The following is a 25,542-nucleotide window of genomic DNA, read 5'->3' as shown; positions in this document are numbered from 1 at the left end:
CGTGCTGCTGGTAGACGTCGCCGGCGCCTCGGCCGACGTCGCCGCGTCCTCGGCCCGGCTCGCGAAGATCGCCCGGATCGCCGAACTGCTGCGTCGGGCCGGCCGGGAGGACGTCGCCATCGTCGTGTCCTGGCTGTCCGGCGAGCTGACGCAGCGCCAGATCGGCGTGGGCTGGGCATCCCTGCGGTCGGTTCCCGCGGCCGCCGCGGAACCCACCTTGACGGTCGCCGAGGTCGAGCGCAGGTTCGGCGAGATCGGCGCCACCGCCGGCAGGGGCTCGCAGGCGCGACGCGCCCAGCTTCTCGCCGATCTCTTCTCCGCGGCAACCGACGTCGAGCAGACATTCCTGCGGCGCCTGCTCACCGGAGAGCTCCGGCAGGGCGCCCTCGTGGGGGTGATGGCCGACGCGGTGGCCAAAGCTGCGGACCTTCCCGCCGCGACGGTTCGTCGCGCCGCGATGCTCGGCGGCGATCTTCCGGCCGTGGCCGCCGCCGCTCTGACCGACGGCGACGCGGGTCTGGCGCAGTTCACCCTGCAGGCTGGAAAGCCCGTCGGGCCGATGCTCGCCCAGACCGCGGCCGACGTCACCGACGCTCTCGATCGGCTGGGCGGCACCGCGATGTTCGAGGCGAAGCTCGACGGCGCGCGGGTGCAGATCCACCGTCGGGGGGATGCCGTCTCGATCTTCACCCGCAGCCTCGACGACGTCACCGCGCGACTGCCCGAGGTGGTCGAGGCGACGCTCGCGCTGCCCGTGACGGACCTGATCGCCGACGCGGAGGCCATCGCGCTGCGGCCCGACGGACGCCCCCACCGCTTCCAGGTCACCGCGTCGCGGTTCGGACGCCGCGGCGGCACCTCCGATACCGCGTCGAACCCGCTGTCGGTGTTCTTCTTCGATCTGCTGCACGTCGACGGTGTCGATCTGCTCGACGCGCCCGCCCACGAGAGGATCGCGAGGCTCGACGCGGTCACGCCCGACAGCCAGCGGGTCGACCGCCTCGTGACCTCCGATCCCGGGGCCGCGCAGGAGTTCTTCGACAGGACGCTGGCAGCGGGACACGAGGGCGTGATGGCGAAATCGACCGTGGCGCCGTACGAGGCGGGCCGTCGTGGTGCGGGATGGCTGAAGGTCAAGCCGGTGCACACACTCGATCTCGTGGTGCTGGCCGTGGAGTGGGGGTCGGGTCGGCGGTCCGGCAAGCTGTCCAACATCCACCTCGGCGCCCGTGACCCCGGGACCGGCGGATTCGTGATGCTGGGTAAGACGTTCAAGGGCATGACCGACGAGATGCTGGCGTGGCAGACGCGGCGGTTCCTCGAACTCGCCGACGGAGACGCCACCGATCACTACGTGGTGAAGGTGCGACCCGAGCAGGTCGTCGAGATCGCCTTCGACGGACTCCAGACCTCGACGCGGTATCCCGGCGGCATGGCCCTGCGCTTCGCGCGGGTGGTCCGCTACCGCGACGACAAAGCCGCGACCGACGCCGACACCATCGACACGGTGCGTGAGATCTACGAACGCGGAAACTGAATCGCAAAGGCAAGTTTCCCCACACGTGCCCTTCGTCCGGTGCCAGTATCGACCAAGGCATGGACCGACGTCCAGACGCCGTCGCCGAGGAGGGAGACCGAGACATCGTGGCCACACCCACCGCAGCATCATCGGACCGCATCGAAGAGACCGATGGGGACATCACGTACATCCGCACCGACAAGAACCTGCCGCCGGTGGCGATCGTGGACAGGTCGCCGATCACCGTCAAACACAAGATCATCTTCTCGATCGTGGCCGTGCTCGGTGCGGTCGCGTGGGCGATCATCGCGTTCTTCCGCGGCGAGACGGTCAACGCTGTCTGGTTCGTCGTCGCGGCGATCTGCACCTACGTGATCGGCTTCCGGTTCTACGCACGGCTCATCGAGATGAAGGTCGTCCGCCCGCGCGACGACAACGCCACGCCGGCAGAGGTTTTCGAGAACGGCACCGACTACATGCCCACCGACCGGCGGGTGCTCTACGGTCACCACTTCGCCGCCATCGCGGGCGCCGGTCCCCTCGTCGGGCCGGTCCTGGCCACCCAGATGGGCTATCTTCCCGGCGCGATCTGGATCATCATCGGCGCCGTGGTGGCCGGCTGTGTGCAGGACTACCTGGTGATGTCGATCTCGGTCCGTCGGCGGGGCCGGTCCCTGGGCCAGATGGCGCGCGACGAGCTCGGTGTCGTCGGCGGCGTGGCGGCGATCGTGGGCGTGCTCGTGATCATGGTCATTCTGCTCGCGGTGCTGGCACTCGTGGTCGTCGGCGCACTGGCCGAGAGCCCCTGGGGTGTCTTCTCGATCGCGATGACGATCCCGATCGCGATCTTCATGGGTCTGTATCTGAGATTCCTGCGTCCAGGGCGGGTCTCGGAGGTGTCGGTGATCGGCGTGGCGCTGCTGCTGCTCGCGGTGGTCGCGGGCGGCTGGGTCGCCGAAACGGACTGGGGTGTCGAGTGGTTCACGCTGTCGAAGGTCGCCCTGTCCTGGTGCATCATCATCTACGGCCTGGCCGCGTCGGTGCTGCCCGTGTGGTTCCTGCTGGCCCCGCGCGATTACCTGTCGACGTTCATGAAGGTCGGAACGATCGCGCTGCTGGCCGTCGGGATCCTGATCGCCCGACCGGTCATGGAGGCACCGGCCATCTCACAGTTCGCCGCCAGCGGCACCGGCCCGGTGTTCGCGGGTTCGCTGTTCCCGTTCCTGTTCATCACCATCGCCTGCGGCGCGCTCTCGGGCTTCCATGCGCTGATCTCGTCGGGCACCACTCCGAAGTTGCTGGAGAAGGAAAGCCAGATGCGGCTGATCGGCTACGGCGGAATGCTGACCGAGTCGTTCGTCGCGATCATGGCTCTGATCACCGCCGCGATCCTCAATCAGCATTTGTACTTCGCGATGAACGCGCCGTCGGCTTCGACGGGCAGCACGGCCCAGAGCGCCGCCGACTACGTCAACGGGCTCGGGCTGTCGGGCGCGCCGATCACCGCCGGCGAGATCACCGACGCCGCCGAGAGCGTCGGTGAGGAGTCCATCGTGTCGCGAACCGGCGGCGCACCGACGTTGGCGTTCGGCATGTCCGAGGTCCTGCACCAGGTGTTCGGCGGGGCCGGGCTGAAGGCGTTCTGGTACCACTTCGCGATCATGTTCGAGGCGTTGTTCATCCTCACCACGGTCGACGCCGGCACCCGCGTGGCGCGGTTCATGCTCTCCGACGGACTCGGCAACCTGGGCGGTCCGTTCACGAAACTGCGGAACCCGAGCTGGCGGGTGGGTGCGTGGATCTGCAGCGTCATCGTCGTCGCGGCGTGGGGATCGATCCTGCTGATGGGTGTCACCGACCCGCTCGGCGGCATCAACACGCTCTTCCCGTTGTTTGGCATCGCGAACCAGCTGCTCGCCGCGATCGCACTGACCGTCGTCACCGTGGTGATCATCAAGCGCGGATTGCTGAAATGGGCATGGATACCGGGTGTTCCGCTGCTGTGGGATCTGATCGTCACGATGACAGCGTCCTGGCAGAAGATCTTCTCCGGCGATCCCAAGGTCGGCTACTGGACCCAGCACTTCCAGTACCGCAACGCCCGGGACGCCGGCCAGACCGCGTTCGGCGCCGCCAAGGACGCCGGGCAGCTCGACGCCGTCATCCGCAACACCTTCATCCAGGGCACGTTGTCGATCATCTTCGCGGTGCTGGTGATCATCGTGTTCGCCGCGGGAGTGGTCGTGGCACTGCGCGCGATCCGCGGCAAGGGCAGCCCGCTCACCGAGGACGACCCGGTTCCCTCACGCATGTTCGCGCCGTCGGGAATGACGATGACGCCGGCAGAGAAGGAGGTGCAGAAACAATGGGACGCCTTACCGAAGACACCCGCAGGATCCTCGGCCACATCTCCTGGTACTGGAAAACGCTGATGGGCGACAACCACTATCGGCGCTACCTCGACCATCACGCACGCACCCACGCCGACCAGGTGCCGATGACCGAGCGCGAGTACTGGCGCCGCCGCCACGCGCAGGCGGACGCCGAGCCGGGAGCTCGCTGCTGTTGACCTCGGACAGTAAACTGTTGTCCATACGGTAAGCACCCACAGAACGGGACGGCGATGAACAAAGACGACATGATTCTGATCAGCGTGGACGACCATGTGGTCGAGCCCCCGGACATGTTCAAAAACCATCTGCCGAAGAAGTACCTCGATGAGGCGCCGCGGCTGGTGCACAACGAAGACGGTTCGGACACCTGGCAATTCCGTGACGTCGTGATCCCCAACGTCGCGCTCAACGCGGTCGCGGGCCGCCCGAAAGAGGAGTACGGGCTGGAACCCCAGGGCCTCGACGAGATCCGGCCGGGATGCTGGAAGGTCGACGAGCGCGTCAAGGACATGAACGCCGGCGGCATCCTCGGCTCTGTCTGCTTCCCGTCGTTCCCGGGTTTCGCGGGCCGGTTGTTCGCGACCGAGGATCCGGAGTTCTCGCTGGCCCTGCTGCAGGCCTACAACGACTGGCACGTCGAGGAGTGGTGCGGCGCCTACCCTGCGCGGTTCATCCCGATGACGCTTCCGGTGATCTGGGATGCCGAGGCGTGCGCCAAGGAGATCCGCCGCAACGCCGCGCGCGGTGTGCACGCCCTGACCTTCTCCGAGAACCCCGCGGCGATGGGGTATCCCAGCTTCCATGACGACTACTGGACTCCCGTGTGGGAAGCACTCGTCGACACCGACACGGTCATGAACGTCCACATCGGGTCCTCGGGCCGGTTGGCGATCACGGCACCGGACGCACCGATGGATGTCATGATCACACTGCAGCCGATGAACATCGTGCAGGCCGCTGCAGATCTGTTGTGGTCCAAGCCGATCAAGAAGTATCCCGATCTCAAGATCGCCTTGTCCGAGGGTGGCACCGGGTGGATCCCGTACTTCCTGGAACGCGCCGACCGCACCTACGAGATGCACTCGACGTGGACGGGTCAGGACTTCGGGAACAAGCTGCCCAGCGAGGTGTTCCGGGACCACTTCCTGACGTGTTTCATCTCTGACCCGGTGGGTGTCGCGCTACGCAACGAGATCGGCATCGACAACATCTGCTGGGAGGCCGACTACCCGCACAGCGACTCGATGTGGCCGGAGGCACCTGAGCAACTCGACGAGGTCCTCAAGGCCAACAACGTCACCGACGTCGAGATCAACAAGATGACCTACGAGAACGCGATGCGGTGGTACCACTGGGATCCGTTCACCCATATCCCGAAAGAGCAGGCCACCGTCGGCGCGCTGCGCAAGGCCGCCGAAGGCCACGACGTCTCCATCCAGGCGCTCTCACACCACAAGGAGGGTGAACGCGGCGGCGGCGCAGGGCATTTCGATGCTCTGAACGCCGCAGCCCGGGGCAACTCAGGCGCCTGACCCTCCCCCGCCGAACGTGCGTTCCAGCAGGCGCTTACTCGCACTTCCTCTGCTGGAATGCAATTTCGGCGAGCGTCAGCGCGTCAGGGAGTAGCGGATCGGCAGGTGCTTGAGCCCGCCGACGAAGATCGTCGCGATGTGCTCCGGACGGCCGGCCAGCTCGACCGACGTCAGCCGCGGCAGCAACTCGGAGAAGAAGCTGTTGATCTCCATCCGGGCCAGCGCCGCGCCGAGGCAGAAGTGCACGCCGTAGCCGAAAGCGACGTGCTTGTTGGGGTCACGCCCGATGTCGAAGCGGAACGGGTCGGTGAAGACGTCTTCGTCACGGTTGCCCGAGGGGTAGGACAGCAGCACCGACTCCCCCGCTGCGATCGGCACACCGCGAACTTCGGTGTCCTGCTGGGCGGTTCGCATGAACTCCTTGACCGGGGTGACCCAGCGGATCATCTCCTCCACCGCCAGCGGCAGCAGCTCCGGGGCTTGCTGCAGACGCGCCAACTGATCGGGGTTCTCGATCAGGGCCTGCAGCCCGCCCGAGATCGTGGCACTGGTGGTGTCGTGCCCGGCGGTCGCGACGATCAGGTAATAGGACACCGTGTCGATGTCAGAGAGCGGTTCGCCGTCGATGCGCGCGTTGGCGATGGCCGACGCGAGGTCCTCGGTGGGTTGCGCCCGCCTCGACGCGGTGAGCTCGTTGAAGTAGGTGAACATGTCGAACAGCGCGAGCCCGCGCTCCTCCATGGTCGTACCGCGCTGCAGTTCGGCGTCGTCGCTGCCGAACAACTCCTGGGTGTAGGTCAGCATCCGTCCGAAGTCGGATTCGGGGATGCCGAGAAGCGACATGATCACGTACAGCGGGAAGTTCACGGCGACCTCCTGGACGAAGTCGCACTCGCCGCCGCGGTCGTACATCTGGTCGACGAAGGTCTTGGCCAGCTCGTCGACGCGAACCTTCAACGCGCGCATCGCCTTCGGCCGGAACCAGTCGGCGCCGATCGCCCTCACCTTGCGATGCTGCGGATCGTCCATGTGGATCAGCGTGCTCACACCCATGCTGGCGTGCTGAGCGTCGCCCTCTGCCGTGGTCAGCACGGGCCGCGGAGAGTTGGTGAACACGGTGTTGTCGCGTTCGATGGCCATGATGTCGGCGTGCTTGGTGATCGCCCAGAACGGGTTGTAGCCCTCCACGTCCACCCACGACACGGGCGCGTTGGCCCGTAAATGGGTCATGGCCGCGTGCAGTCTCTGCTCATCGGCGTAGGCCGTCGGGTCGGCGAAGACCTTGCCGGCCTCGTCGGCAACTCGAACGCTCATGACGTCTCCTCAGCTTGCAGTTCCGAGACGAGACCGACGACCGTCGCCTCGTCGATGGACGGTGGAAAGCCCACCAGGACACGGTCGATCAGGCCGTCGCAGCGGGCCCGGATCGTGTGCACCAGTTCGTCGACGGGTGCGACGACGGCGAACTCCGCCAGCATGGTGTCGTCGATCAGCGCACCCATGGTGTCCCATTCGCCCGCACGGGACAGCCGGTGCAGGTCGGTCTGCAGGTCACCCCAACCGTGCAGTTCGAGCACTCCGCGGTACGCGGGGGTGGACGCGTAGAACGCGATCTGCTTGCGGGTCGCCACGGCGTTGGCCGCCAGCTCCTGCTCGTCGTGGCCCGTCACCACGAACAGCGGGCTCGACACCACCACGTCGGCGCGCGTGCGCCCCGCCCGCGCGATGCCGCGCTCCAGCGTCGGGATCGTGACCTCGCGGACGTAGCGCTGTGTCGAGAACGCATGTGCGAGCAGCCCGTCGGCGACCTCGCCGCACATCTCGGTCATCCGGTCGCCGACGGCCGCCACGAACACTTTCGGGTCGGCGTAGGCGTGCTGCTGGGGCACGAACATCGGCGTCATCAGCGTGTGGGTGTAGAACTCGCCCTCGAAGTTCAGCCTCGTGCCGTCTCGCCAGCACGCCCAGATCTCGTGCAGAGCCTGCACGAACTCGCGCATCCGCGCCACGGGCCTCCCCCAGGGCATGCTGAAGCGCTTCTCGATGTGTGGCTTGATCTGTGATCCCAGCCCGAGCAGCAGCCGACCTTCGGAGTAGTCCTGCAGGTCCCAGCCGATCTGCGCGACCGACATCGGGTTACGCGCGAACGCCACCGCGATGCTGGTGCCGAGCTCCATCCGCTCGGTGTGCTCGGCGGCCAGTGTCAACGGAAGGAACGGGTCGTGGTTGATCTCGGCCGTCCAGCAGCCGTCGTATCCCCGCTGTTCCAGGGTTCTCGCGGCGGCCGGAACGTGGGAAAGTTGGCTCACGACGGCGGCGTCCACCTTGAGGCCACCTCCCGCACCCATGTTGAATGAAGCTACAGTAAGCAATTCAGTAAGGTCAACGTTGCGGATCGCCGCGCGTCACCGAGAACAGGAGCCTGCGCATGGCCAAAGCCGAGGACTGGGCGGAGACGCTCGACGAGTTGTCACGCCGCCGCGACCATTCGCGCGCGATGGGCGGCGACGAGCGGCTGGCCAGACACCACGGCAAGGGCAAACTCGACGCGCGCGGCCGCATCCAGCATCTGGTGGACAAGGGCTCCTTCCGCGAGTTCGGCACGCTGGTCGGAGGCGACATCGCCGCCGACGGCATCATCACCGGCGCCGCACTGATCGACGGCCGGCCGGTGATGGTGGGTGCCGAGGACTTCACCACGTTGGCCGGCAGCATCGGGCCCGGCGGCAATGCCAAGCGCTACCGGCTCGCCGAGCTGGCGCTGCGCGATCGCGTCCCGATGGTCATGCTCCTGGAGGGCGCGGGGTTCCGGCCCAGCGGCGAACATTACGGACGCACCCCCACCGATCTGCTCGCGCAGGCACAGTGCTCGGGCAAGGTGCCGACGGTCGGCGGGCTGTTCGGCCCGTCTGCGGGCCACGGCGCGCTCGTCGCACCGGTCTGCGACTGGACGATCATGACCGGCCAGGGCGCCATCTTCACCGCGGGTCCGCCGGTCGTCAAAGAGTCCACCGGCGAGGACATTTCGAAGGAAGACCTCGGCGGCCCGTCGGTCGCGTTGGCCAGCGGCGTCATCCACAACCTCGGCGCCGACGATGCCGCCGTTCTCGACGACATCCGCCGCTACTTGTCCTTCTTCCCCTCCAGCGCATGGTCGTATCCGTCGTCGACGCCGCCGGGCGAGGGGACGGGACACCGGGCGACCCCGGAACTTCTCGACATCGTGCCGCGGGGAAACCGCCAGGTGTACGACATGAGCGATGTGCTCGACGTCGTCTTCGACGATTCCGGTTGGTTCGAGGTGCAGCCCAGGTTCGGCCGGGCGATGATCACCGCACTCGCCCGCCTCGGTGGCCATCCCGTCGCGGTCGTGGCCAACCAGCCGAAGGTGCTCGCCGGGTCGATCGACGCCGACGCCGCCGACAAAGCGGCGCATTTCATCATGGTCGCCGACGCGTTCCACCTGCCGATCGTGTTCCTCGCCGACAATCCCGGCATGCTGCCGGGCAGCCGGTCGGAGAAGACCGGTGTGCTGCGCAGCGGCGCACGGATGTTCGCCGCCCAGACCGCGGCCTCGACGATCAAGCTGCATGTGACGTTGCGCAAGGCCTACGGCTTCGGGTCGATGGTGATGTCGCTGCTGGGCTTCGACAATCAGAGCGCGACGTTCGCCTACCCGGGCGCGACGATGGGCGCGATGAGCGCGGCCGCGCTCAGCCGCGCCTCGAACGCCACCGAGGATCTCGAGGCCAAGCTGCGTCAGGCCGAGGTCGACGCGTCGTTCCGCTCGGCGGGCCATCTCGGGTTCGACGACCTGATCCACCCGCAGGAGACCCGCGATGTGCTGCTCGATGCGCTCGAGCGCGGTCTCTACAGCCGTCAGGCCGCCGCGCAGCCGGTGACCCGCACCGTGATCACCCCCTGACCCACGGGATTTCGGTGTAGTTCGTCAACGTCAGCGTGACCAACTACACCGAAATCACGACTGGCCGGCGCGGTAGGCCGCGACGATCGGTTCGAGTTCGTCGGGTGTGGCCCCGTGCATGATGACGGCGTCGGCGCCGTAGTCGAACTCCTTGCGGACCCGGTCGGCGCACTGCTGTGGCGAACCGGTCGCCGACGGCTCCAGCCACTCGTCGGGGATCAACGTGGCAATGTGCTCGATCTGCTCGGCGGTGGCCTTGTGGTCGATCCCTCCACCGATGGACTGCACGACCTTGTCGTCGCGGAATCGTTGCAGCACAGCGGGATCCCAGCCGTTGGTGTTGACCAGCAGATCACCGTAGCCCTGCAGGTACGTGGCCAGCCGGGCCACGGTCTTCTTCAGCCGCAGCTCTTCGGGCAGGTGGTCGCCGACGGTGGCGAAGCACGACCACACCCGCACCGATGCCGGATCCCGGCCCGCTTGCTCGGCGGCGTCCTTGACCGTCTTGACCGCGCGCTGCAACGTCTCCGGGGTGAAGTAGGTGTGGAGGATGACGTCGTCGAACTCGCGTCCGCCCAGCGCCAGGGTCTGCGGACCGAACGCGACGATCGCCAGCCGGATGTCCTCGCGGAAGTCCGGATCGAGGAACAGCACCTGGTACTTGCCCAGCGGTCCGTCGTGGTTGAAGATCAGCTCTCCGTGCCACAGCTTGCGCATCACCTGCGCGAAGTCCTCCATCTGCGCGGTGGTCACCGTCGGAATGCCGAATGCGTTGTAAATCGCGCCGATACCGCGCCCGATGCCGAGGGTGAAGCGCCCGCCCGAGAGGCGGTGCATGGTGGTCGCCCACGATCCGGTGATCAGTGGATGGCGGGTGTTGTGGTTGGTCGCCGCGGTGGCGATCTGCATCCGCGAGGTGACGGCGAGCGCCGCGCCGGTCAGCGACGACGCTTCCTTGACGTTCCAGCGTTCCGAGATGAAACCGGTGCCGAAGCCGAGCTCCTCACCGCGGCGAGCCTCGTCCATCAACGTCGCGGGCCCCTCGCCCCCGGCTCCCGCCAGCAGGTAATAGCCCAACTCGTCCATCTTCGCTTCGGTCACGCCCAAACTCCTTGCTTGTAGCCGCAATTCCACACTTCGGTGATCCTGCCATCGACGACACGGAAGATCTCCATGCTCCCGATCGTGGTCTCGGTGCCGTCCTTGAGCTTCATCGGAGACTGGTACACGATCGTGACGTGCTCACCGTCGTCTCCGGCGATCACCAGGTTCAGATCGAACCGGATGCTTTCGAACATCGCCCAGTGGTCCACCACCCGCGCCACCGCCTGCTCGTGGGTCAGCGTCGTCGACTCACCGACGTCGTGACGGATCACGGTGTCGCCCATCAACTCCTCGGCGAGAGCGAAATCGCGCTCGTTCCAGACGATCAGGTTGTACTGTTCGACCACCTCGCGGGCCGTTCGTGTCATGCGAACACCTCCGTGGCATCGACGTCGTCGATCGCGGCGATCGCACGCGATGTCAGTTCCAGGCACAGCGCCCGTGATCGTTCCGGTAGTGAGTCCCACCCGACGAGGATGATCACCGGGAGCACCATCAGATACGCCACCGCGAAGCGGTAGTGCCGCCACGCGTCGTCGAACCGGTAGGGCACACCGAGCATCCCGAGGTACTCGCGCATCAGCGTCTCGTCGTGGCCGCGCCGCGCGTCGGTCGGCAGGCCCTGGCTGACCAGGTAGGCGATGTCGGCGGCGCCGCTGCCCACCGACGCGAACTGGAAGTCGACGATCTTGAGCCGTCCGCCGTCGAAGAACATGTTGTCGGCCCGGATGTCGCCGTGCAGCAGCATCGAGTGTTCCACCAGCGCCGCCAGCGCCTGCGGGGCGAGCTCGGCGAACCGATCGGCGAAACGCGCGATGCGCCGCGGGACGGCCGCCCCCGACCTGTCGCGGTAGACCTGCCATCCGGGGGCGAACGCGGGCACCAGTAGATCCCGCACGATGGGCGTCGACAGACTCGGAAAATGCTGCAGCGCAGCACTGTTGGACGGGTCGACCGACCACGCATGCAGACCGGCGAGGTTCGTGACGGCCAGCCGCGTCTGCTCGACGGTCAGGCCAACGAGATGGTCGGCGTTGTCCCAGTCTCGGAGGTCTTCGAGCAGCAGCACGAAATCGACGGAGTCCTCGGCGATCTGCGCGGTGTACACGTGCGGGGTGTCCAGCGGCGCCCGCCCGGCGACGTTGCGATAGAAGGCCAGCTCCCGTCGATAGCCCCCGAGCAGTTCCATGGCGCCGCGTGCCTCAGACTCGGCGGGCAGCTTCGCGATCACCGTGGCGGGCACGCCGGTCCCGGTCAGATGCAGCCGGTAGAGCAGCGACGAGAAGCCAGAGTCCATCGCGATGCGTTCTGCGCGCACCCCGTCGACGGTCAGCGTGTCGGACAGAGTGGGGTCGCTGCGCAACGCTTCGGTGAGCCAGCACGCCGTCAGCGCGTCGACACTGCCCGGCACAGTCACCGTTGACCTCCCGCGGATAGTTGATTGTGAACATACAGGCGGCTCATCCGGTCAGTGACCGCAGGAACTTCTCGGAGGCGGTGTGCACGCCGGGCGCGAACAGGTGCCCGACATGACTGCCCTGGTGCCAGTAGAGTTCGCCGCCCCAGCGCGCGTGCAGCACCTGCGCGGGCTCCCGCATCGCCATCCGGTCGTGCCAGGCCCCGACGATCAACCGGCGGTCGGGCGACGCGGACGGTTCGACGGCCTGATAGTCCACCGCCGCGGAGACCTGTTCGACGACCTCGGAACGCAACAGCGCGACGGTGTCGTCCACCGACGGCCCCCACCGGCCCAGATGCGCGGCGATCATCGCGTTCAGGCCGAAGATCGGCGTGTACACCGCAACGGCGTCGACGGGTTCGAGGTGCGACACGAGCCCCGCCACAGGACTTCCCATCGATACCCCGGCGACGGCGATGGCAGTGGCCTGCGGCCGCAACCACCGCACCAGCGCCCGCACCTCGGACACCGCGCGCAGCATGCCGGCCACATTCGCCAGCGGGTCCATGGTCGGATACTCCGGCCATGCCGAGGCCCGGACCCCGCAGCCGGGCTGAACCGGTAGCGCGACGTTGACGCCGAGCTCATCCTGGATTCGCCGCGCCCGGGAGAACAGCAGGTCGATCGGTTGTCCCTGTCCGGCCCCGTGTACCCACACCAACCACGGTCTGCGCTTCGAATCCGTCCGGCACAGATGCGCGACCGCTGTCGCTGCGCCGCCGAATCCCTCGGCCGACAACGTGTCCGGCAGGTGCGGATCGTGGTCGAAGGTCAGCTGTTCGTACCGGTGCCGCCCGAGCCTCCGTCGCCTCAGGGATCCGATGTCGACGGGGTCCGGGTCGGCGTTGGCGCCGGTGATGCCCAGTCCTGCCAGTTCGGCGGCGGCTGCGGCGCACGACGCTTCGGACCGCTCCAGCCTCGGCGGTGGCGCGGTCAGCGTCATCCCGGTCAGCGCCAGTTCATCCAGAGCGACCTCACCCAGCTGACGAAGACCTCTCACCGACAACGGATTCCACGCTTGACCAACGGCGACTGCGCTGTGCGCCCGAGGCAGCACCCCGGCAAAATCACTGCCGATCCGCCAGAGCCGTTCGGGGGTCTTCACGCGAGCTTGAACCCCGCGTAGCCGGTCGCGGCGATCTCGTCGCACTGTCTGCGGTACTCGGGAATGCCCGCGGTGTAGCCCATGTACATCCGCTTCTTACCGGGGACGTTGCCGCCGTTGTACCAGGAGTTGCAGGACGGGTGGACGAGCACCGTCGGCGCGACGAGCGCGGTCGCCTGTTCGATCCAGTTCTGCTGCGCGTCGGGCAGCGCCTCGATGGTCTGATAGCGGTGCTCCCGCAGGTGGCCGATGCAGGCACCGATCCATTCCACGTTCTGTTCCATCGCTGCAACGAAATTGCTTGCTGCCGAGGGGCTTCCAGGCCCCTGAATGGTGAACAGATTCGGAAAGCCCGCGACCGCCATCCCGAGGTAACTCAGCGGCCCCTCGGTAGCCCAGAACTCCCCCAGGGACATCCCGCCGCGGCCGCGGACATCGATGCGGCTCAGCGCGCCGGTCATCGCGTCGAATCCGGTGGCGTAGATGATCGCGTCGAGTTCGTGCAGGCCGCCCTCGGTCTCGATGCCGGTGGGACGCACCGACACGATCGGGTCGGCACGCAGATCGACCAGGCTCACGTTGTCGCGGTTGTAGGTTTCGTAGTAGCCCTGGTCGATGATCGGTCGCTTGCAGGCGAACGGGTGGCTGGGGGTCAGCGCCCTCGCCGTGACCGGATCGTCGACGATGCGGGCGACCGCTTCACCATAGAGTTCGGCGGCCATCCGGTTGGCGTCGATGTCGAAGAACAGATCGCCCCAGTCCAGCGCGCCCATGATGCCGCGTTCCTCGACGGCCCGCGTCCGCTCCTCGCGCGACGCGGACTTCAGCGGAGGCTTGACCAGCATCTCAAGAAGCACCGAGAACGCGCTCAGCCGTGCCGCGCCGACGGGGTGCTCACGCTGGGCGGCACGGATCTGCGGATACTGCGCCTTGAGTTCGTCCAGCTCACCCGGTGCGAACGGGCGGACCGTCCAGGGCAGGGTGTAGGCCGGTGAACGTTGGAACACCGTCAGATGCGCGGCCTCCTCGGCCACCACCGGGATCAGCTGCACGCCGGTGGAACCCGTGCCGATCACGCCGACGCGTCGGCCGCGCAGGTCCGCGCCTTCCGGCCACCGGCTGGTGAACAGAGACGTGCCCGCGAAGCTCGCCATACCGGGGATGGTCGGCTCCAGCGGTACCGACAGGATTCCGGTCGCGGCGATGACGTAGCTCGCGACGAACGACTCCCCCGCCTCGGTGGTCACCACCCACTCGGCGCGGTCGTCGTCGAACACCATCGCGGTCACATTCGTGTCGAACGCGATGTCCCGGCGCAGATCCAGCCTGTCGGCGACGAAGTTCAGATACGCCTCGATCTCCGGCTGGGTCGGCATGGTCTCCGTCCACACCCACTCCTGCTGGACTTCGTCGGAGAAGCTGTAGGAGTACTCGATGCTCTCAATGTCGCACCGAGCGCCCGGATACCGGTTGAACAACCAGGTTCCGCCGACGTTGTGCGCACGCTCCAGAACGCGGACGCTCAGGCCGAGTTCACGCAGGTGGTGCAACGCATAGAGACCGGAGAACCCGGCTCCCACGACGATCGCGTCGAAGCGTCTGGGGCCATGCTCGATCGTCACAGTTTCCTCCGGGATGTTCACATACTGTCGCTGTTACAGTATCGATGTCCACAGAAGCGTGTGAGCAGATCGGTCCGATTTGCCGCCCGACTTCCGCGGCAGCACCGCGGCATCCGAGGAGTCGACATGAAAGTTCCGTTCACGTGGAAGGTCACCGGCTGGTTCATGATCGGGTGGTCGGCGGAGTTCGAGGTCGGCGACGTCAAGGCGCTCAGGTATTTCGGTGAGGACTTGGCGGCCTATCGAGACGAGTCGGGCAGGCTGCACGTTCTGGAGGCGCACTGCAAACACCTCGGCGCGCACATCGGGCACGGGGGCAAGGTCGTCGACGACTGCATCGAGTGTCCCTTCCATGGATGGCGCTGGGGACCCGATGGTTCCAACACCTACATCCCCTATCAGCCCGACCGGCCCAATCGCGGTCTGCGTCTGCGGTCCTATCCGGTCGAGGAGCAGTACGGCTGCATCTTCATGTGGTACCAGCCTCAGGGCAAAGAGCCCCAGTGGGAGCTGCCCGACATCTTCCACAAGTTCCCGCAGTTCGAAACCGACTCGAACGCCTATTACCGTCCGTATCCCGAGTTCTCCAGCCGGGCCGACGCGATCCCGGTGCATCCGCAGATCGTCGCCGAAAACGGTCCGGACAGTTCACATTTCCGCTATGTGCACGGCGCCACGGTGACTCCGGTATGCCTGCACTGGGAGCACGTCGACGAAGAGTGGCGCTTCCTGACGGGCTGGCCTGATGCCCGCAGTGACGACCCGGACAAGATGGCGCTGCGCATCCACAGCCACTTCTCCGGCCTCGGGTTCGCGATGAGCGCATTCGAGGGATCGTCGAACCACCGGCTGATCTTCGCGTGCACCCCGGTCGACGACGAGGTGTCCGACATGTTCTATTCGATCTGGTGGCCCAAGCTGCCCGGCGAGACCTCCGATATCCCGCCGGCCGAGGTCATCGAGAAGGTGGAGCGCCAGTTCCTCAAGACCGTCTGGGAGGACTGCGACATCTGGCGCTACCAGAAGTACGTCGAAAATCCGCCGCTGGCCAAGATCGACGCCAAACCGTACATGGCCATGCGCAAGTGGGCTCAGCGGTTTTACGAGGTGCCCCCGGTCGGCGATCCGGTGGCCTCCCGATGAGGATCCCCCTTGCGGAGCTGGTGGCCCCCGGTCATACGGCCGTCGTCACGCAGGAGTGCCAGGAAGCCGTCGTCGGGACCAACGCGGGACTGGCGGCGCTGGCCGACGCGGCCCGCGGCGAGGCGCTGCCCAACATCTCCCGCCTGCTGCCCGTCGCCCGCCGGGTGGGCGTCGACGTCGTGCACTGTCTGGTGCAGCGGCGCGCCGACGGGCGCGGCGCCAACCACAACGCGAAGCTCTTCGCCGTCGGCGCTTCCGGCGTGGACATCACCCCGGACAGTCCAGGGACACAGCTGGTTCCCGAAATCGACGTTCAGCCAAGCGATCTCGTTCTGCGTCGCTGGCACGGCCTCGGCCCGATGGGCGGCACGGATCTCGATGCGATCCTGCGTAACCTCGGGGTCACCACGATCGTCGCGGTCGGGGTGTCGGTGAACGTCGCGATCCTCAACCTGGTGATGGATGCGGTCAACGCCGGCTACCGGGTGGTGCTCCCGCGCGACGGGGTCGCCGGGATACCCGCCGAGTACGCGACCGCCGTCATCGACAACACGTTGTCGTTGCTCGCGACCCTCACCAGCACCGATGATCTGATCAGCGCGTGGGCCGCCACGTGCTGACCATACAACTTTCGACTATCTGTCTACCTGATGTGTACAGCCGTCTAGAGTCCATCGCATGACCGAGCCGAACCAGTTCACCGTCCCGGCCGCCGCCGACGCCGTCGCCGCGGTGATCGGCGATCGCGAGTTCATCATCCAGGGCGAGCGCCGCTACACCTACGCGCAGATCGTCGAGCGCTCGAATCGTCTGGCCGCCTTCCTGCACGCGCAGGGTCTGGGCTGTCACACCGAGCGCTCAGAGCTGCCCGGCCACGAGGTCGGCCAGGACCTGCTGGGGATCTACGCCTACAACGGTCCCGAGTACGTCGAGGGAATGCTGGGCGCCTGGCGAGCGCGGGTCGCCCCGTTCAACGTCAACTACCGCTACGTCAAGAGCGAGCTGCAGTACCTGCTGTCGGACGCGGGTGCGACCGCGCTCCTCTACCACTCCGCGTTCGCACCGCGGCTGGCCGAGGTCCTCGCCGATCTCCCTTCGCTCAAGGTCCTGATCCAGATCGCCGACGACTCCGGGAACGAACTACTGCCCGGCGCAGTCGATTACGAGTCCATAGTGGCCGAAGGTCCGGCCGAGGTACCGCCGGTCCAACCGTCACCCGACGACCTCTACGTGCTCTACACCGGCGGCACCACCGGCATGCCCAAGGGTGTGCTCTGGCGCCAGCACGACATCTTCATGGCCTCGTTCGGCGGCCGCAGCCTCTACACCGGCGAGCTCATCTCGTCGCTCGACGACGTCGCGCAGCGATGCGTCGAGTCACCCGGAACGACGTTGATGGTGCTGCCGCCGCTGATGCACGGAGCGGCCCAGTGGGCCGTCTTCACCGCGATGAACACCGGTCAGTCCGTGGTGTTCTCTCCCGTCACCGAGCATCTCGACGTCGACGACGTGGTGGCCACCATCGAGCGCGAGAAGGTTCTGGCGGTCACGGTGGTCGGCGATGCGATGGCGCGCCCGCTGGCCGATGCGTTCGAGCGGACCACCGCCGACCTGTCCGCACTGGCCGTCGTTGCCAACGGCGGGGCCCAGCTGACGCCGTCGGCGAAGCAGCGCCTGATCGACGTCAAAGAGAACCTGATGGTCGTGGACGGCGTCGGCTCCTCCGAAACCGGTGCGCAGATGACCCACATGTCGGCGCCCGGCGCGGTGTCGACCGGTAAGTTCACCGCCGGACCCGACACGTTCGTGGCATCGGAAGATCTCTCGACGATCCTCGAGCCCGGCCACGACGGGATGGGATGGCTCGCCCAGCGCGGCTATGTCCCGCTCGGCTACAAGGGCGATGCCACCAAGACCGCCGCCACCTTCCCGGTCATCGAGGGTGTGCGCTACTCGGTGCCCGGCGACCGTGCCCGCCATCTGGCCGACGGCGCGGTCGAACTGCTCGGCCGTGATTCGGTCACCATCAACTCCGGCGGCGAGAAGATCTTCGCCGAAGAGGTCGAGTCCGCGATCGCCTCACATCCCGCCGTCGCCGACGTTGTGGTAGCCGGCCGCCCGAGCGAACGCTGGGGCCAGGAGGTCGTCGCCGTCGTCGCGCTGGACTCCGGGGCCACCGCCACGGCCGAAGAACTCATCGACCATGCGTCCGCGGTGATCGCCCGCTACAAGCTGCCCAAGGCGGTCGTGTTCCGGCCCGCCATCGAACGCAGCCCCGCGGGCAAGGCCGACTACCGGTGGGCCCGCGAGCAGGCGATCACCGGTTCCTGAGCCGACGGAGCCTTTTATGCGTCCGGCTACGCGCCATCCGCAGCGCGAGCAAGGTGGTCAGGCGCATAGACGGCGTGAACGGCGGCGCGGCGCGGCCGGTGATGGTGAACGGCAGATCGCTTCCGACCACCGTACGGTAGTGGCTGAACGCGTCGAATCCGGCTTTGCCGTGGTAGGCGCCCATCCCGCTGCGTCCCACTCCGCCGAATGGCGCCGCTGACGGGATCATCTGCGCGGCAAAATCATTGCGCGCCACCCCGCCGCTGCGGGTGTGCGCGACGAACGTGCGGAAGTCGGCGTCATCGGGCCCGAACCAGTACGCCACCAGCGGTGCGGGGCGTGCGTTGACGTAGTCGATGACGTCGGACAGCCGCTCGTAGGTGCGGACCGTGAGCACGGGTCCGAATGTCTCCTCCACGGCGATCCGCATGTTGTCGTCCGCGTCGCGCACCAGTGTCGGAGCGATCTTGCGGGTCGCACGGTCGGGCAGCGTCTCGCCGGGTGGGGCCACCGAGTCGACCCGCGCGCCCTTGGCCCGGGCGTCGTCGATGAGTCCGACCACGCGGTCGAAGTTCGCCTCGTTGACCGACGAGCAGTAGTCGTCGTTGGTGACGACCGCCGGGAACATCGCCCGCCAGGTGTCGCGGACGACGGCGACGAACAGCTCGACACGCTCGGCGGGGACGAACACGTAGTCCGGGCACACGCAGACCTGACCGCCGTTGATCATGCGGCCTTGCGCAATTCGTGTTGCCGCCCGGCGGATATCGGCGGCAGAGGCCACGACCACCGGGTTCTTGCCGCCGAGCTCCAGCGTCACCGGCACCAGGTTGCCTGCGGCTGCCCGCTGCACCAGCGCCCCGACCGACGGTGATCCGGTGAAGAACAGGTGGTCGAACGGCAGCGCGGCGAACGCCGCCGCGACGTCGGCGCCCCCTGTGACGACGGCGAGTTCGGCCGGGTCGAAGTAGTCCGGCGCCAGTGCGGCCATCAGCGCCGCGGTACGCGGGGTCACCTCCGACATCTTGATCATCACCCGGTTGCCCGCGGCGAACGCCGCCACAGCGGGCAACACCACCAAATTCAGCGGGAAGTTCCACGGGCCGATGATGCCGACGACGCCCAGCGGTGACGGTTCGACCTCGGCCCGCAGTCCGAACGCCCGCGCGGGCCGCATCAGCCGCTGGGGCTTCATCCATTGCCCCACATGCGATCTGGTGTGCTCGATCACCGAGATCATGCCCATGATCTCGGTGAACAGCGACCCCTGCTTCGGCCGGGTACCGAAATCACGCCCCATCGCGTCGACGAAGTCGTCCACATTGTCGAGTACCAGTGCCATCAGGCGGTCGATCCGGTTGCGTCGCAGCGCCACGTCCGGTGGACCGTCGGCCACGAATGCCGCGCGCTGACGTTCCAGCATCGACGACATCGACTCCGCCGTCACCGTCACCGTCACCTGCTCCGTCGTTGTCATGCTTGCGCACCTTTCTCCGCACCCCGGGTACGTGCCAACGCCACCTGCCTGACGATGAGGAAGAGCGGTAGCCCCACACTGATCGCGACACCGATGCTGATCACGAGATACAGCCAGATCCGGGCAATCCCGAGCCGTCGCGCCTCGACGACCATGAACACGAAGACAGCAACCCCCAGCAGGAGCAGATCATTGGTCAGTGAGGCGCCGGCATGGTTTGCATACGCCGCACGGATGAAGTCGAGCAGGCTTTCACCCTGTCCGCTGAGAATGAATGCGACGTTGTGCCACCACGTCGCGACGAGGGCGACGAGGGCCACGGCCGCGTAGATCACACACAGTGTCTTGTCGCCGCGCGTCATACCTGCGCCCTCTCCGGCATCGGATGGACAAGTGCCGCGGTGAAACCTCCGTCGACATGAATGTCCTGGCCGTTGATCCAGCGGGCTTCGGGAGAGGACAGGAAACCGATGGCCGGTGTCATGTCGTCGACCGTGCCGTGCCGGCCGATCGTGGTGCGCACACCGTCGAGCATGTCCCTGCCCATGGACTCCTCGAAGTCCCCGAGGATCGGTGTCTCGGTGGGCCCCGGGCTCACCGTGTTGACCCGCACGCCGTATTCGCGCCAGGCCACGCCGCTGAGCCGCTTGGCGTAGAGAACCAGCGCCTGTTTCGACAGGTAGTAGGCCATCGACGGATCCTGCGCCTCGAGCCACCGCGTCACCGCCGTGGTGTCCCTGGCGTCGAGCAGACCCGACAGCAGGCCGATGTTGCTGTCCCATCCGAGCGCCGCCGTCGAGGCGACGGCGACCATCGATCCGCCATGGTTCATCAGAGGCAGCATGCCGTCGAGCATGAGCCTGGCGCCGAGGTAGTTGACCGTCAGCACGTCGCGGGCGTCGGCCGTGCCGGGAATACCCGCGACGTGGGCGAGAACATCCCACCCGTGGCCGATCCGGCCCAGCGCGCCCTCGATCTCGTCGGCGCTGCGCAGGTCGCACACGAGCCATTCCGCGAACGGCCCGCTGCGCGGCCTGGCGTCGACAGCCAGTACGTGATCACCTCGGCTGTGGAACCACGCGGCGGTGGCCGCGCCGATTCCCGATCCCGCACCGACGACCACCACGCGGCGACCCTCTGCAGACATCGCGGATCCCTCCTGGTAGCCCTCCATCGTGGGGACCACCAGCCTAGTTATCTCTACTGTAGTTATTACTGTTTTGCCGCCCATACGGGTCATCCGATGACGCGACTTCTGTACAGCAAGTTACCGTAAGGGCTACAGTATGCGCGTGGACACACCGGTTCAGGACGTCGAGATGGACGGACCCATCGATCTGCGCGATCCGTATCCGATGTTCGCGCGTCACCGCGCCGAAGGCGGGGTCTTCCGCGGGTCCGTCATGGACTGGTCGAAAACCCCGGAATCGCTCATGCCGGAAAAGCTTTACGCCGCCGTGTCTTTCGACGCGGTGAACCGGGTATTCCGGGACGGCAAGGTCTTCAACTCCAAGATCTACGACGCGACCATCGGGCTCTTCATCGGACCGACCATCCTGGCGATGGAGGGCAAACCGCATTGGGAGCACCGCAGCCTCGTGTCGGCGGCGTTCAAGACCCGATCGCTGGCGCGATGGGAACCGGAGATCGTGCGACCGGTCGTCAACGGGCTGATCGACGAATTCATCGACAAGGGCAGCGCCGACCTGGTCCGTGACTTCACGTTCGAGTTCCCCACCCGCGTCATCTCCCGCCTGCTCGGCTTGCCCGAGGATGACCTGCCCTGGTTCCGCAAACGCGCGGTGGAGCTGATCAGCTACACGATCAACCACAAGCGGGCGTTCGAGGCATCGGCGGCATTGAAGGATTACTTCCTGGCACAGATCGAGAAGCGCCGCTGCGCGCCGACCGACGACATCATCGGCGATCTGGTGTCGGCCGAGATCGACGGTGAACACCTCACCGACGAAGCCATTTTCTCCTTTCTGCGCCTGCTGCTTCCGGCCGGACTGGAGACCACCTACCGGTCGTCGGGCAATCTGCTGTACCTGCTGCTGACCCATCGGGACCAGTTCGATGCGGTCGACGCCGACCATGAGCTGATCGGGCAGGCCATCGAGGAGGGCCTGCGCTACGAGACGCCGCTGACCACCGTGCAGCGGTTCACCACGGAAGACACCGAGCTCGAAGGTGTGCCGATCCCGGCGGGCGCGGTCATCGACGTGTGCATCGGCTCCGCCAACCGGGATGAGAAGCGGTGGGAGCGTTCCGAGGAGTTCGACATCTTCCGAAAGCGGGTGCCCCACCTGTCCTTTGCCGCCGGCGAGCACACCTGCATGGGTCTGCACCTGGCCCGCATGGAGACGCGGGTGGCTGTCGAGACCCTGCTGACCCGACTGTCGGACATCCGGTTCGTCACCGACGACGATCCGCATATCCACGGGCAGCCGTTCCGGTCACCGACGGCGCTCCCGGTGACCTTCTCCCCCGCCGCCGCGAAATAGCATTCCGGGTCGCGCTCAAGCGTCCGAGCACAGCCCTGGCTTCACTGTCGCGAAGTGTCAGCCCTGACGGCGCTCGCGCCGCGCGATGGTCTTCGTCTCCAGATACTGCGAGAAGCCCTCGATGCCGCACTGGCGTCCGACGCCGCTGCTCTTGTAGCCGCCGAAAGGGGCGTCGGCGCCGTAGAACATGCCGCCGTTGACCCCGAACGCCCCGGTGCGGATCCGTCGGGCGATGTTCATCCCCCGCTCGGCCGAGCGCGACATCACCGCCCCGGCGAGACCGAACGCGCTGTCGTTGGCCAGGCGCACGGCCTCGTCGTCATCGTCGAACGGCAGCAGTACCAGGACCGGCCCGAACACCTCCTGCTGCGCGATCGCGGCACTGTTGTCGACACCGGTGATCACGGTCGGTGCGACGAAGTGCCCTCCGGCGAGGTGGTCCGGCAGACCGGCCACGAGCCCGCCGCCGGCGGTGATCTCGGCGCCGTCGCGGCGTGCGCCCTCGATCGCGGACAGCACCCGTTCCTGCTGCGCAGCGCTGATCACCGGACCGACAAGCGTCCCCGGGTCGGTCGGATCCCCCACCGGCACATACTGATACGCCATGGTGATGTCGGCGACGGCCTGGTCGTACAGCGATCGGTGGATCAGCATCCGGCTGGTCGCGGCACACGCCTGACCCGCATGCACACAGACGCCGACCGCGGTCGGCACGATCACCGCCGGGTTGGCGTCGTCGAGGACGATCGCCGCGGACTTGCCGCCGAGCTCGAGGAACATCCGCTTCATCGAGTCCGCGCCCTGGCGCATCAGCAGCTTGCCGACGGCCGTCGACCCCGTGAAAGACACCAGATCCACCCGCGCGTCGGTGCCCAGCAGGCCGGCCACGGCGTTCGACGGGGTGGTCACCACGTTCACCACACCCGGAGGAAAGTCGGTCTTCTCGGCGATCAGCCGGCCCAAGCGGGTGGCGTTCCACGGGGTGTGCGGGTCGGGTTTGAGGACGACAGTGTTGCCCGCCGCCAACGCAGGGCCGAGCTTGTTCAGGATGACCTCGATGGGAAAGTTCGAGGGCGTGACCGCGGCGACGACACCGACCGCCTCTTTGACGACCATGCGGATGTTGCGTTCCCCGAACAGCCCACCGCCGTCGAGGACGCGCTCCCATTCGAAGTCGTCGATCAGGCCCGCCGGGTAACGCAGCGCTTCCGCCAGCGGCCAGTCCAGTTGCGCCGACTCGGTCGTCATCACCGGGCAACCCACCTCGGCGACGAGTTCGGTTCGCAGTTCCTCCTTTTCACTTTCGATCGCTGCCTGCAGCTGCTGCAGGCAGCGTCTGCGCAGCTCTTTGTCGGTCGACCAGTCGGTGGTGTCGAACGCCCGGCGCGCCGCGGCGATCGCGCGGTGCATGTCGTCGGCGCCGGCCGCGGCGGTCCCGCCCAGCACGGCGCCCGTGGCGGGGCTGAGGTTGTCGAACATCTCCCCGGAGGCGGCCCCGACGAGTTCGCCGTCGATCAGCATGCGGCTCTCGGCACGCTGTGCCGCACGCCGACCCCACTCGAGGCTGGTTTCGGTCCGTTCGGTGGGGGTCGCGCTCACCTGGCACCTCCGGTGGCTGTCTCGGATGATCAACGGTAAAGGTTACAGTATTGAACCTCCGCTACACTCGCCCCAGAATGCCGTTCGACATGGTCGTCGGAGCCGGGTCGTCAGAAGGGGATCGACTTGATCAAGGTGATGGAGGGCGTGCGGGTCCTCGAGGTTGCACAGTTCACGTTCGTGCCGGCGGCAGGCGCGATACTCGCCGACTGGGGCGCCGACGTCATCAAGATCGAGCATCCGGTGCGCGGAGACACCCAGCGCGGTTTCATCAACATGGGCGGGTTCCAACTCGACCCCAACCGCCATCCGCTCATCGAGCACCCCAACCGCGGCAAGCGCAGCGTCGGCATCGACGTCTCCACCCCCGAGGGGCAGGAGGTGCTCTACGAGATCGCCAAGACCGCCGACGTGTTCCTGACCAACTACATGCCACAGGCCCGGCAGAAGAACAAGTTCGACATCGAGCACATCCGCGCGGTCAACCCGAACATCATCTACGCCCGGGGCAGCGCCTACGGCGACAAGGGACCCGAACGACTCGTCGGAGGATTCGACGGCACCGCGTTCTGGACCCGAAGCGGCGTCGGCCACGCGCTCACCCCCGAGGAATTGGGCGGCGCACTGCCCCAAGGCATCCCAGCGTTCGGCGACTCGATCGGCGGCATGAACATCGCGGGCGGGATCTCGGCGGCACTGTTCCACCGGGAGCGCACCGGCGAGGCGGTCGAGATCGATGTGTCGCTGCTGAGCACAGCATGGTGGGCTGCCGGCGCGAGCGTCACCCAGGGCATGGAGACCGGCGAGACGATGCGGTCGCTGATGCCCGGCACCACCACCTCGGTCAACCCCTTCATGGCGAACTACCAGACCTCCGACGGCGGCACCATCAACCTGTGCATCGTCAGCCCGACCGGCTACATCCGCGACACGTGGGAACACCTGGGGTTGCCCGAACTCGCCGACGACCCGCGGTTCTCGGACGTGATGCCGCTGATCCAGAACGCCGAAGAGGGAGTTCGGCTCATCACCGAGGCGATCGCCGCCAAGCCGTTCGAGTACTGGCGCCGGCACCTCAAGACCATGAAGGGTCAGTGGGCGCCGTTCCAGAGCCTGGTCGACCTCGGCACCGACGAGCAGGCCATCGCCAACGACATGATCGTCGAAGTGGAGGCCTCCGACGGCGGGAAACCCTTCAAGGTGGTCCGCGGGCCGGTCCAGTTCAACCACGAGCCGCTGGAGACCACACGTGCGCCGCAGGCCTCCGAACACACCGAGATCGTGTTGATGGAGCTCGGCCTGGAGTGGGATCGCATCGAGGAGCTCAAGGACAAGGGCGCGATCGCCTGACCTGACCCCCTTCTCGCCGAAAGTGCATTCCAGCAGAGGAATTTCGAGTGCAGGCCTGCTGGAATGCAATTTCGGCGCAGTACCTTGGGGAGATGACCGACTCCCACAGCGGCTCGTCCGTACAGCGAATCGCCACCACAGCCGGGCTGTTCACCGCAGTCGCCGGAACCGCACTGTTGGGGACACCAGAGCGCCTGGGTCCGCTCATCGGATTGACCGGAAAGCGCGACGCGCAACTGGTGGGCGCCCTCGACCTCGCTTTGGTTCCCGGGCTGTTGTTCGGAAGGCCGCGATGGCCGTGGCTCGCGGCTCGGGCAGCAAGCAACCTGGTGACAGTCGGTTTCGTTCTGCGCCGCGGAACGGATGACCGCTCGCGTCGGAACGCCCGCGTATTCAGCGCCGCACTGGCGCTCGCGACTGTCACCGATCTTCGTGCTGCCTACACAGGGGCGCGCCCGACGACCGCGACATGACATCGT

At 66.9% G+C, this 25,542-nt stretch carries 22 protein-coding genes; 11 read left to right on the top strand and 11 right to left on the bottom strand.

The window, feature by feature from the left end:
* The first annotated feature begins 1 nt into the window (after window position 1).
* The 4 genes from DYE23_RS09310 (at window position 2) to DYE23_RS09295 (ending at window position 5,444) form a co-directional block, all read left to right on the top strand.
* Window positions 2–1,537, top strand: coding sequence for an ATP-dependent DNA ligase (locus tag DYE23_RS09310; RefSeq protein WP_099961216.1), 1,536 nt, complete (start codon window positions 2–4; stop codon window positions 1,535–1,537).
* Between the two features lie 107 nt (window positions 1,538–1,644).
* Entirely contained in the window at window positions 1,645–3,951 is a 2,307-nt protein-coding gene (locus tag DYE23_RS09305; RefSeq protein ID WP_115328912.1) for a carbon starvation CstA family protein, read from the top strand.
* Window positions 3,951–4,088 carry a CstA-like transporter-associated (seleno)protein gene (locus tag DYE23_RS09300; RefSeq protein WP_013472222.1) on the top strand — a complete coding sequence of 46 codons (138 nt, stop codon included), beginning with the start codon at window positions 3,951–3,953 and terminating at the stop codon, window positions 4,086–4,088. The genes DYE23_RS09305 and DYE23_RS09300 overlap by 1 nt, the downstream gene beginning before the upstream one ends.
* A 54-nt stretch (window positions 4,089–4,142) precedes the next feature.
* Window positions 4,143–5,444, top strand: a complete 1,302-nt coding sequence (locus DYE23_RS09295; protein ID WP_013472223.1) for an amidohydrolase family protein — start codon at window positions 4,143–4,145, stop codon at window positions 5,442–5,444.
* Window positions 5,445–5,519: 75 nt separating this feature from the next.
* On the opposite strand, the gene DYE23_RS09290 is transcribed toward DYE23_RS09295, so the two are convergent.
* The gene (locus DYE23_RS09290; protein ID WP_013472224.1) at window positions 5,520–6,758 is read right to left on the bottom strand and encodes a cytochrome P450; all 1,239 of its coding nucleotides are present in this window, start codon (window positions 6,756–6,758) and stop codon (window positions 5,520–5,522) included.
* Window positions 6,755–7,792: an LLM class F420-dependent oxidoreductase gene (locus DYE23_RS09285; protein WP_172527735.1), complete on the bottom strand. Its 1,038-nt coding sequence runs from the start codon at window positions 7,790–7,792 to the stop codon at window positions 6,755–6,757. Before DYE23_RS09285 ends, DYE23_RS09290 begins: the two co-directional genes overlap by 4 nt.
* A gap of 80 nt (window positions 7,793–7,872) precedes the next feature.
* Between DYE23_RS09285 and DYE23_RS09280 the strand changes: the two genes are divergently transcribed.
* Window positions 7,873–9,369, top strand: coding sequence for an acyl-CoA carboxylase subunit beta (locus DYE23_RS09280; RefSeq protein ID WP_011895171.1), 1,497 nt, complete (start codon window positions 7,873–7,875; stop codon window positions 9,367–9,369).
* Window positions 9,370–9,423: 54 nt separating this feature from the next.
* On the opposite strand, the gene DYE23_RS09275 is transcribed toward DYE23_RS09280, so the two are convergent.
* From DYE23_RS09275 to DYE23_RS09255, 5 genes are read right to left on the bottom strand one after another with little or no spacing between them, the layout of a single operon-like run.
* Complete coding sequence (locus DYE23_RS09275) at window positions 9,424–10,455, bottom strand: TIGR03857 family LLM class F420-dependent oxidoreductase (RefSeq protein ID WP_172527899.1); 1,032 nt, start codon at window positions 10,453–10,455, stop codon at window positions 9,424–9,426.
* An 11-nt stretch (window positions 10,456–10,466) separates the two neighbouring features.
* Window positions 10,467–10,841, bottom strand: a complete 375-nt coding sequence (locus DYE23_RS09270; protein ID WP_011895173.1) for a nuclear transport factor 2 family protein — start codon at window positions 10,839–10,841, stop codon at window positions 10,467–10,469.
* A complete protein-coding gene (locus DYE23_RS09265) occupies window positions 10,838–11,890 on the bottom strand; it encodes a phosphotransferase (protein WP_011895174.1) in 1,053 nt (350 codons plus the stop codon). Before DYE23_RS09265 ends, DYE23_RS09270 begins: the two co-directional genes overlap by 4 nt.
* Window positions 11,891–11,933: 43 nt before the next feature.
* Window positions 11,934–13,037: an alpha/beta hydrolase gene (locus DYE23_RS09260; RefSeq protein WP_115327060.1), complete on the bottom strand. Its 1,104-nt coding sequence runs from the start codon at window positions 13,035–13,037 to the stop codon at window positions 11,934–11,936.
* Window positions 13,034–14,659, bottom strand: a complete 1,626-nt coding sequence (locus DYE23_RS09255) for a flavin-containing monooxygenase (protein WP_115328910.1) — start codon at window positions 14,657–14,659, stop codon at window positions 13,034–13,036. The genes DYE23_RS09260 and DYE23_RS09255 overlap by 4 nt, the downstream gene beginning before the upstream one ends.
* Before the next feature lie 126 nt (window positions 14,660–14,785).
* Between DYE23_RS09255 and DYE23_RS09250 the strand changes: the two genes are divergently transcribed.
* Genes DYE23_RS09250 through DYE23_RS09240 form a run of 3 tightly spaced genes read left to right on the top strand, consistent with a single transcriptional unit; the run spans window position 14,786 to window position 18,133 of the window.
* The gene (locus DYE23_RS09250) at window positions 14,786–15,802 is read left to right on the top strand and encodes an aromatic ring-hydroxylating oxygenase subunit alpha (RefSeq protein WP_099961211.1); all 1,017 of its coding nucleotides are present in this window, start codon (window positions 14,786–14,788) and stop codon (window positions 15,800–15,802) included.
* Window positions 15,799–16,422 carry a cysteine hydrolase family protein gene (locus DYE23_RS09245; protein ID WP_115327059.1) on the top strand — a complete coding sequence of 208 codons (624 nt, stop codon included), beginning with the start codon at window positions 15,799–15,801 and terminating at the stop codon, window positions 16,420–16,422. Before DYE23_RS09250 ends, DYE23_RS09245 begins: the two co-directional genes overlap by 4 nt.
* Window positions 16,423–16,480: 58 nt before the next feature.
* Window positions 16,481–18,133, top strand: coding sequence for a medium-chain acyl-CoA ligase Mig (locus DYE23_RS09240; RefSeq protein WP_115327058.1), 1,653 nt, complete (start codon window positions 16,481–16,483; stop codon window positions 18,131–18,133).
* Here the strand turns inward: DYE23_RS09240 and DYE23_RS09235 are convergent.
* The 3 genes from DYE23_RS09235 to DYE23_RS09225 are packed head-to-tail and all read right to left on the bottom strand — an operon-like array spanning window position 18,120 to window position 20,757.
* Entirely contained in the window at window positions 18,120–19,556 is a 1,437-nt protein-coding gene (locus tag DYE23_RS09235) for a coniferyl aldehyde dehydrogenase (protein WP_235660568.1), read from the bottom strand. The genes DYE23_RS09240 and DYE23_RS09235 overlap by 14 nt on opposite strands.
* Before the next feature lie 50 nt (window positions 19,557–19,606).
* Window positions 19,607–19,972 (bottom strand): DUF2834 domain-containing protein, encoded by a 366-nt coding sequence (locus tag DYE23_RS09230; RefSeq protein WP_011895181.1) that lies wholly within the window; start codon window positions 19,970–19,972, stop codon window positions 19,607–19,609.
* Window positions 19,969–20,757 (bottom strand): SDR family oxidoreductase, encoded by a 789-nt coding sequence (locus DYE23_RS09225; RefSeq protein ID WP_041788687.1) that lies wholly within the window; start codon window positions 20,755–20,757, stop codon window positions 19,969–19,971. The genes DYE23_RS09230 and DYE23_RS09225 overlap by 4 nt, the downstream gene beginning before the upstream one ends.
* Window positions 20,758–20,896: 139 nt before the next feature.
* Between DYE23_RS09225 and DYE23_RS09220 the strand changes: the two genes are divergently transcribed.
* Entirely contained in the window at window positions 20,897–22,114 is a 1,218-nt protein-coding gene (locus DYE23_RS09220) for a cytochrome P450 (RefSeq protein ID WP_115327056.1), read from the top strand.
* Between the two features lie 57 nt (window positions 22,115–22,171).
* On the opposite strand, the gene DYE23_RS09215 is transcribed toward DYE23_RS09220, so the two are convergent.
* Entirely contained in the window at window positions 22,172–23,635 is a 1,464-nt protein-coding gene (locus DYE23_RS09215) for an aldehyde dehydrogenase family protein (RefSeq protein ID WP_235660567.1), read from the bottom strand.
* Window positions 23,636–23,851: 216 nt separating this feature from the next.
* Here DYE23_RS09215 and DYE23_RS09210 point away from each other — a divergent pair, with 216 nt between their 5' ends.
* Window positions 23,852–25,063 (top strand): CaiB/BaiF CoA transferase family protein, encoded by a 1,212-nt coding sequence (locus DYE23_RS09210; protein ID WP_041800840.1) that lies wholly within the window; start codon window positions 23,852–23,854, stop codon window positions 25,061–25,063.
* Between the two features lie 92 nt (window positions 25,064–25,155).
* The gene (locus DYE23_RS09205) at window positions 25,156–25,536 is read left to right on the top strand and encodes a hypothetical protein (RefSeq protein WP_115327055.1); all 381 of its coding nucleotides are present in this window, start codon (window positions 25,156–25,158) and stop codon (window positions 25,534–25,536) included.
* Window positions 25,537–25,542 lie beyond the last annotated feature (6 nt).

The sequence above is a fragment of the Mycolicibacterium gilvum genome, from assembly GCF_900454025.1.
GTDB lineage: Bacteria > Actinomycetota > Actinomycetes > Mycobacteriales > Mycobacteriaceae > Mycobacterium > Mycobacterium gilvum.
The sequence above is the reverse complement of the archived record's forward strand: the minus strand, read 5'-3'. Positions and strand labels throughout refer to the sequence as shown.

Coding starts and splice junctions, on each gene's coding strand:
- DYE23_RS09285 (WP_172527735.1), bottom strand. CDS start 7,792: ATGGGTGCGGGAGGTGGCCTCAAGGTGGACGCCGCCGTCGTGAGCCAA.
- DYE23_RS09290 (WP_013472224.1), bottom strand. CDS start 6,758: ATGAGCGTTCGAGTTGCCGACGAGGCCGGCAAGGTCTTCGCCGACCCG.
- DYE23_RS09230 (WP_011895181.1), bottom strand. CDS start 19,972: ATGACGCGCGGCGACAAGACACTGTGTGTGATCTACGCGGCCGTGGCC.
- DYE23_RS09280 (WP_011895171.1), top strand. CDS start 7,873: ATGGCCAAAGCCGAGGACTGGGCGGAGACGCTCGACGAGTTGTCACGC.
- DYE23_RS09235 (WP_235660568.1), bottom strand. CDS start 19,556: ATGCTGGAACGTCAGCGCGCGGCATTCGTGGCCGACGGTCCACCGGAC.
- DYE23_RS09225 (WP_041788687.1), bottom strand. CDS start 20,757: ATGTCTGCAGAGGGTCGCCGCGTGGTGGTCGTCGGTGCGGGATCGGGA.
- DYE23_RS09205 (WP_115327055.1), top strand. CDS start 25,156: ATGACCGACTCCCACAGCGGCTCGTCCGTACAGCGAATCGCCACCACA.
- DYE23_RS09245 (WP_115327059.1), top strand. CDS start 15,799: ATGAGGATCCCCCTTGCGGAGCTGGTGGCCCCCGGTCATACGGCCGTC.
- DYE23_RS09220 (WP_115327056.1), top strand. CDS start 20,897: ATGCGCGTGGACACACCGGTTCAGGACGTCGAGATGGACGGACCCATC.
- DYE23_RS09295 (WP_013472223.1), top strand. CDS start 4,143: ATGAACAAAGACGACATGATTCTGATCAGCGTGGACGACCATGTGGTC.
- DYE23_RS09215 (WP_235660567.1), bottom strand. CDS start 23,635: ATGCTGATCGACGGCGAACTCGTCGGGGCCGCCTCCGGGGAGATGTTC.
- DYE23_RS09240 (WP_115327058.1), top strand. CDS start 16,481: ATGACCGAGCCGAACCAGTTCACCGTCCCGGCCGCCGCCGACGCCGTC.
- DYE23_RS09250 (WP_099961211.1), top strand. CDS start 14,786: ATGAAAGTTCCGTTCACGTGGAAGGTCACCGGCTGGTTCATGATCGGG.
- DYE23_RS09270 (WP_011895173.1), bottom strand. CDS start 10,841: ATGACACGAACGGCCCGCGAGGTGGTCGAACAGTACAACCTGATCGTC.
- DYE23_RS09275 (WP_172527899.1), bottom strand. CDS start 10,455: ATGGACGAGTTGGGCTATTACCTGCTGGCGGGAGCCGGGGGCGAGGGG.
- DYE23_RS09210 (WP_041800840.1), top strand. CDS start 23,852: ATGGAGGGCGTGCGGGTCCTCGAGGTTGCACAGTTCACGTTCGTGCCG.
- DYE23_RS09300 (WP_013472222.1), top strand. CDS start 3,951: ATGGGCGACAACCACTATCGGCGCTACCTCGACCATCACGCACGCACC.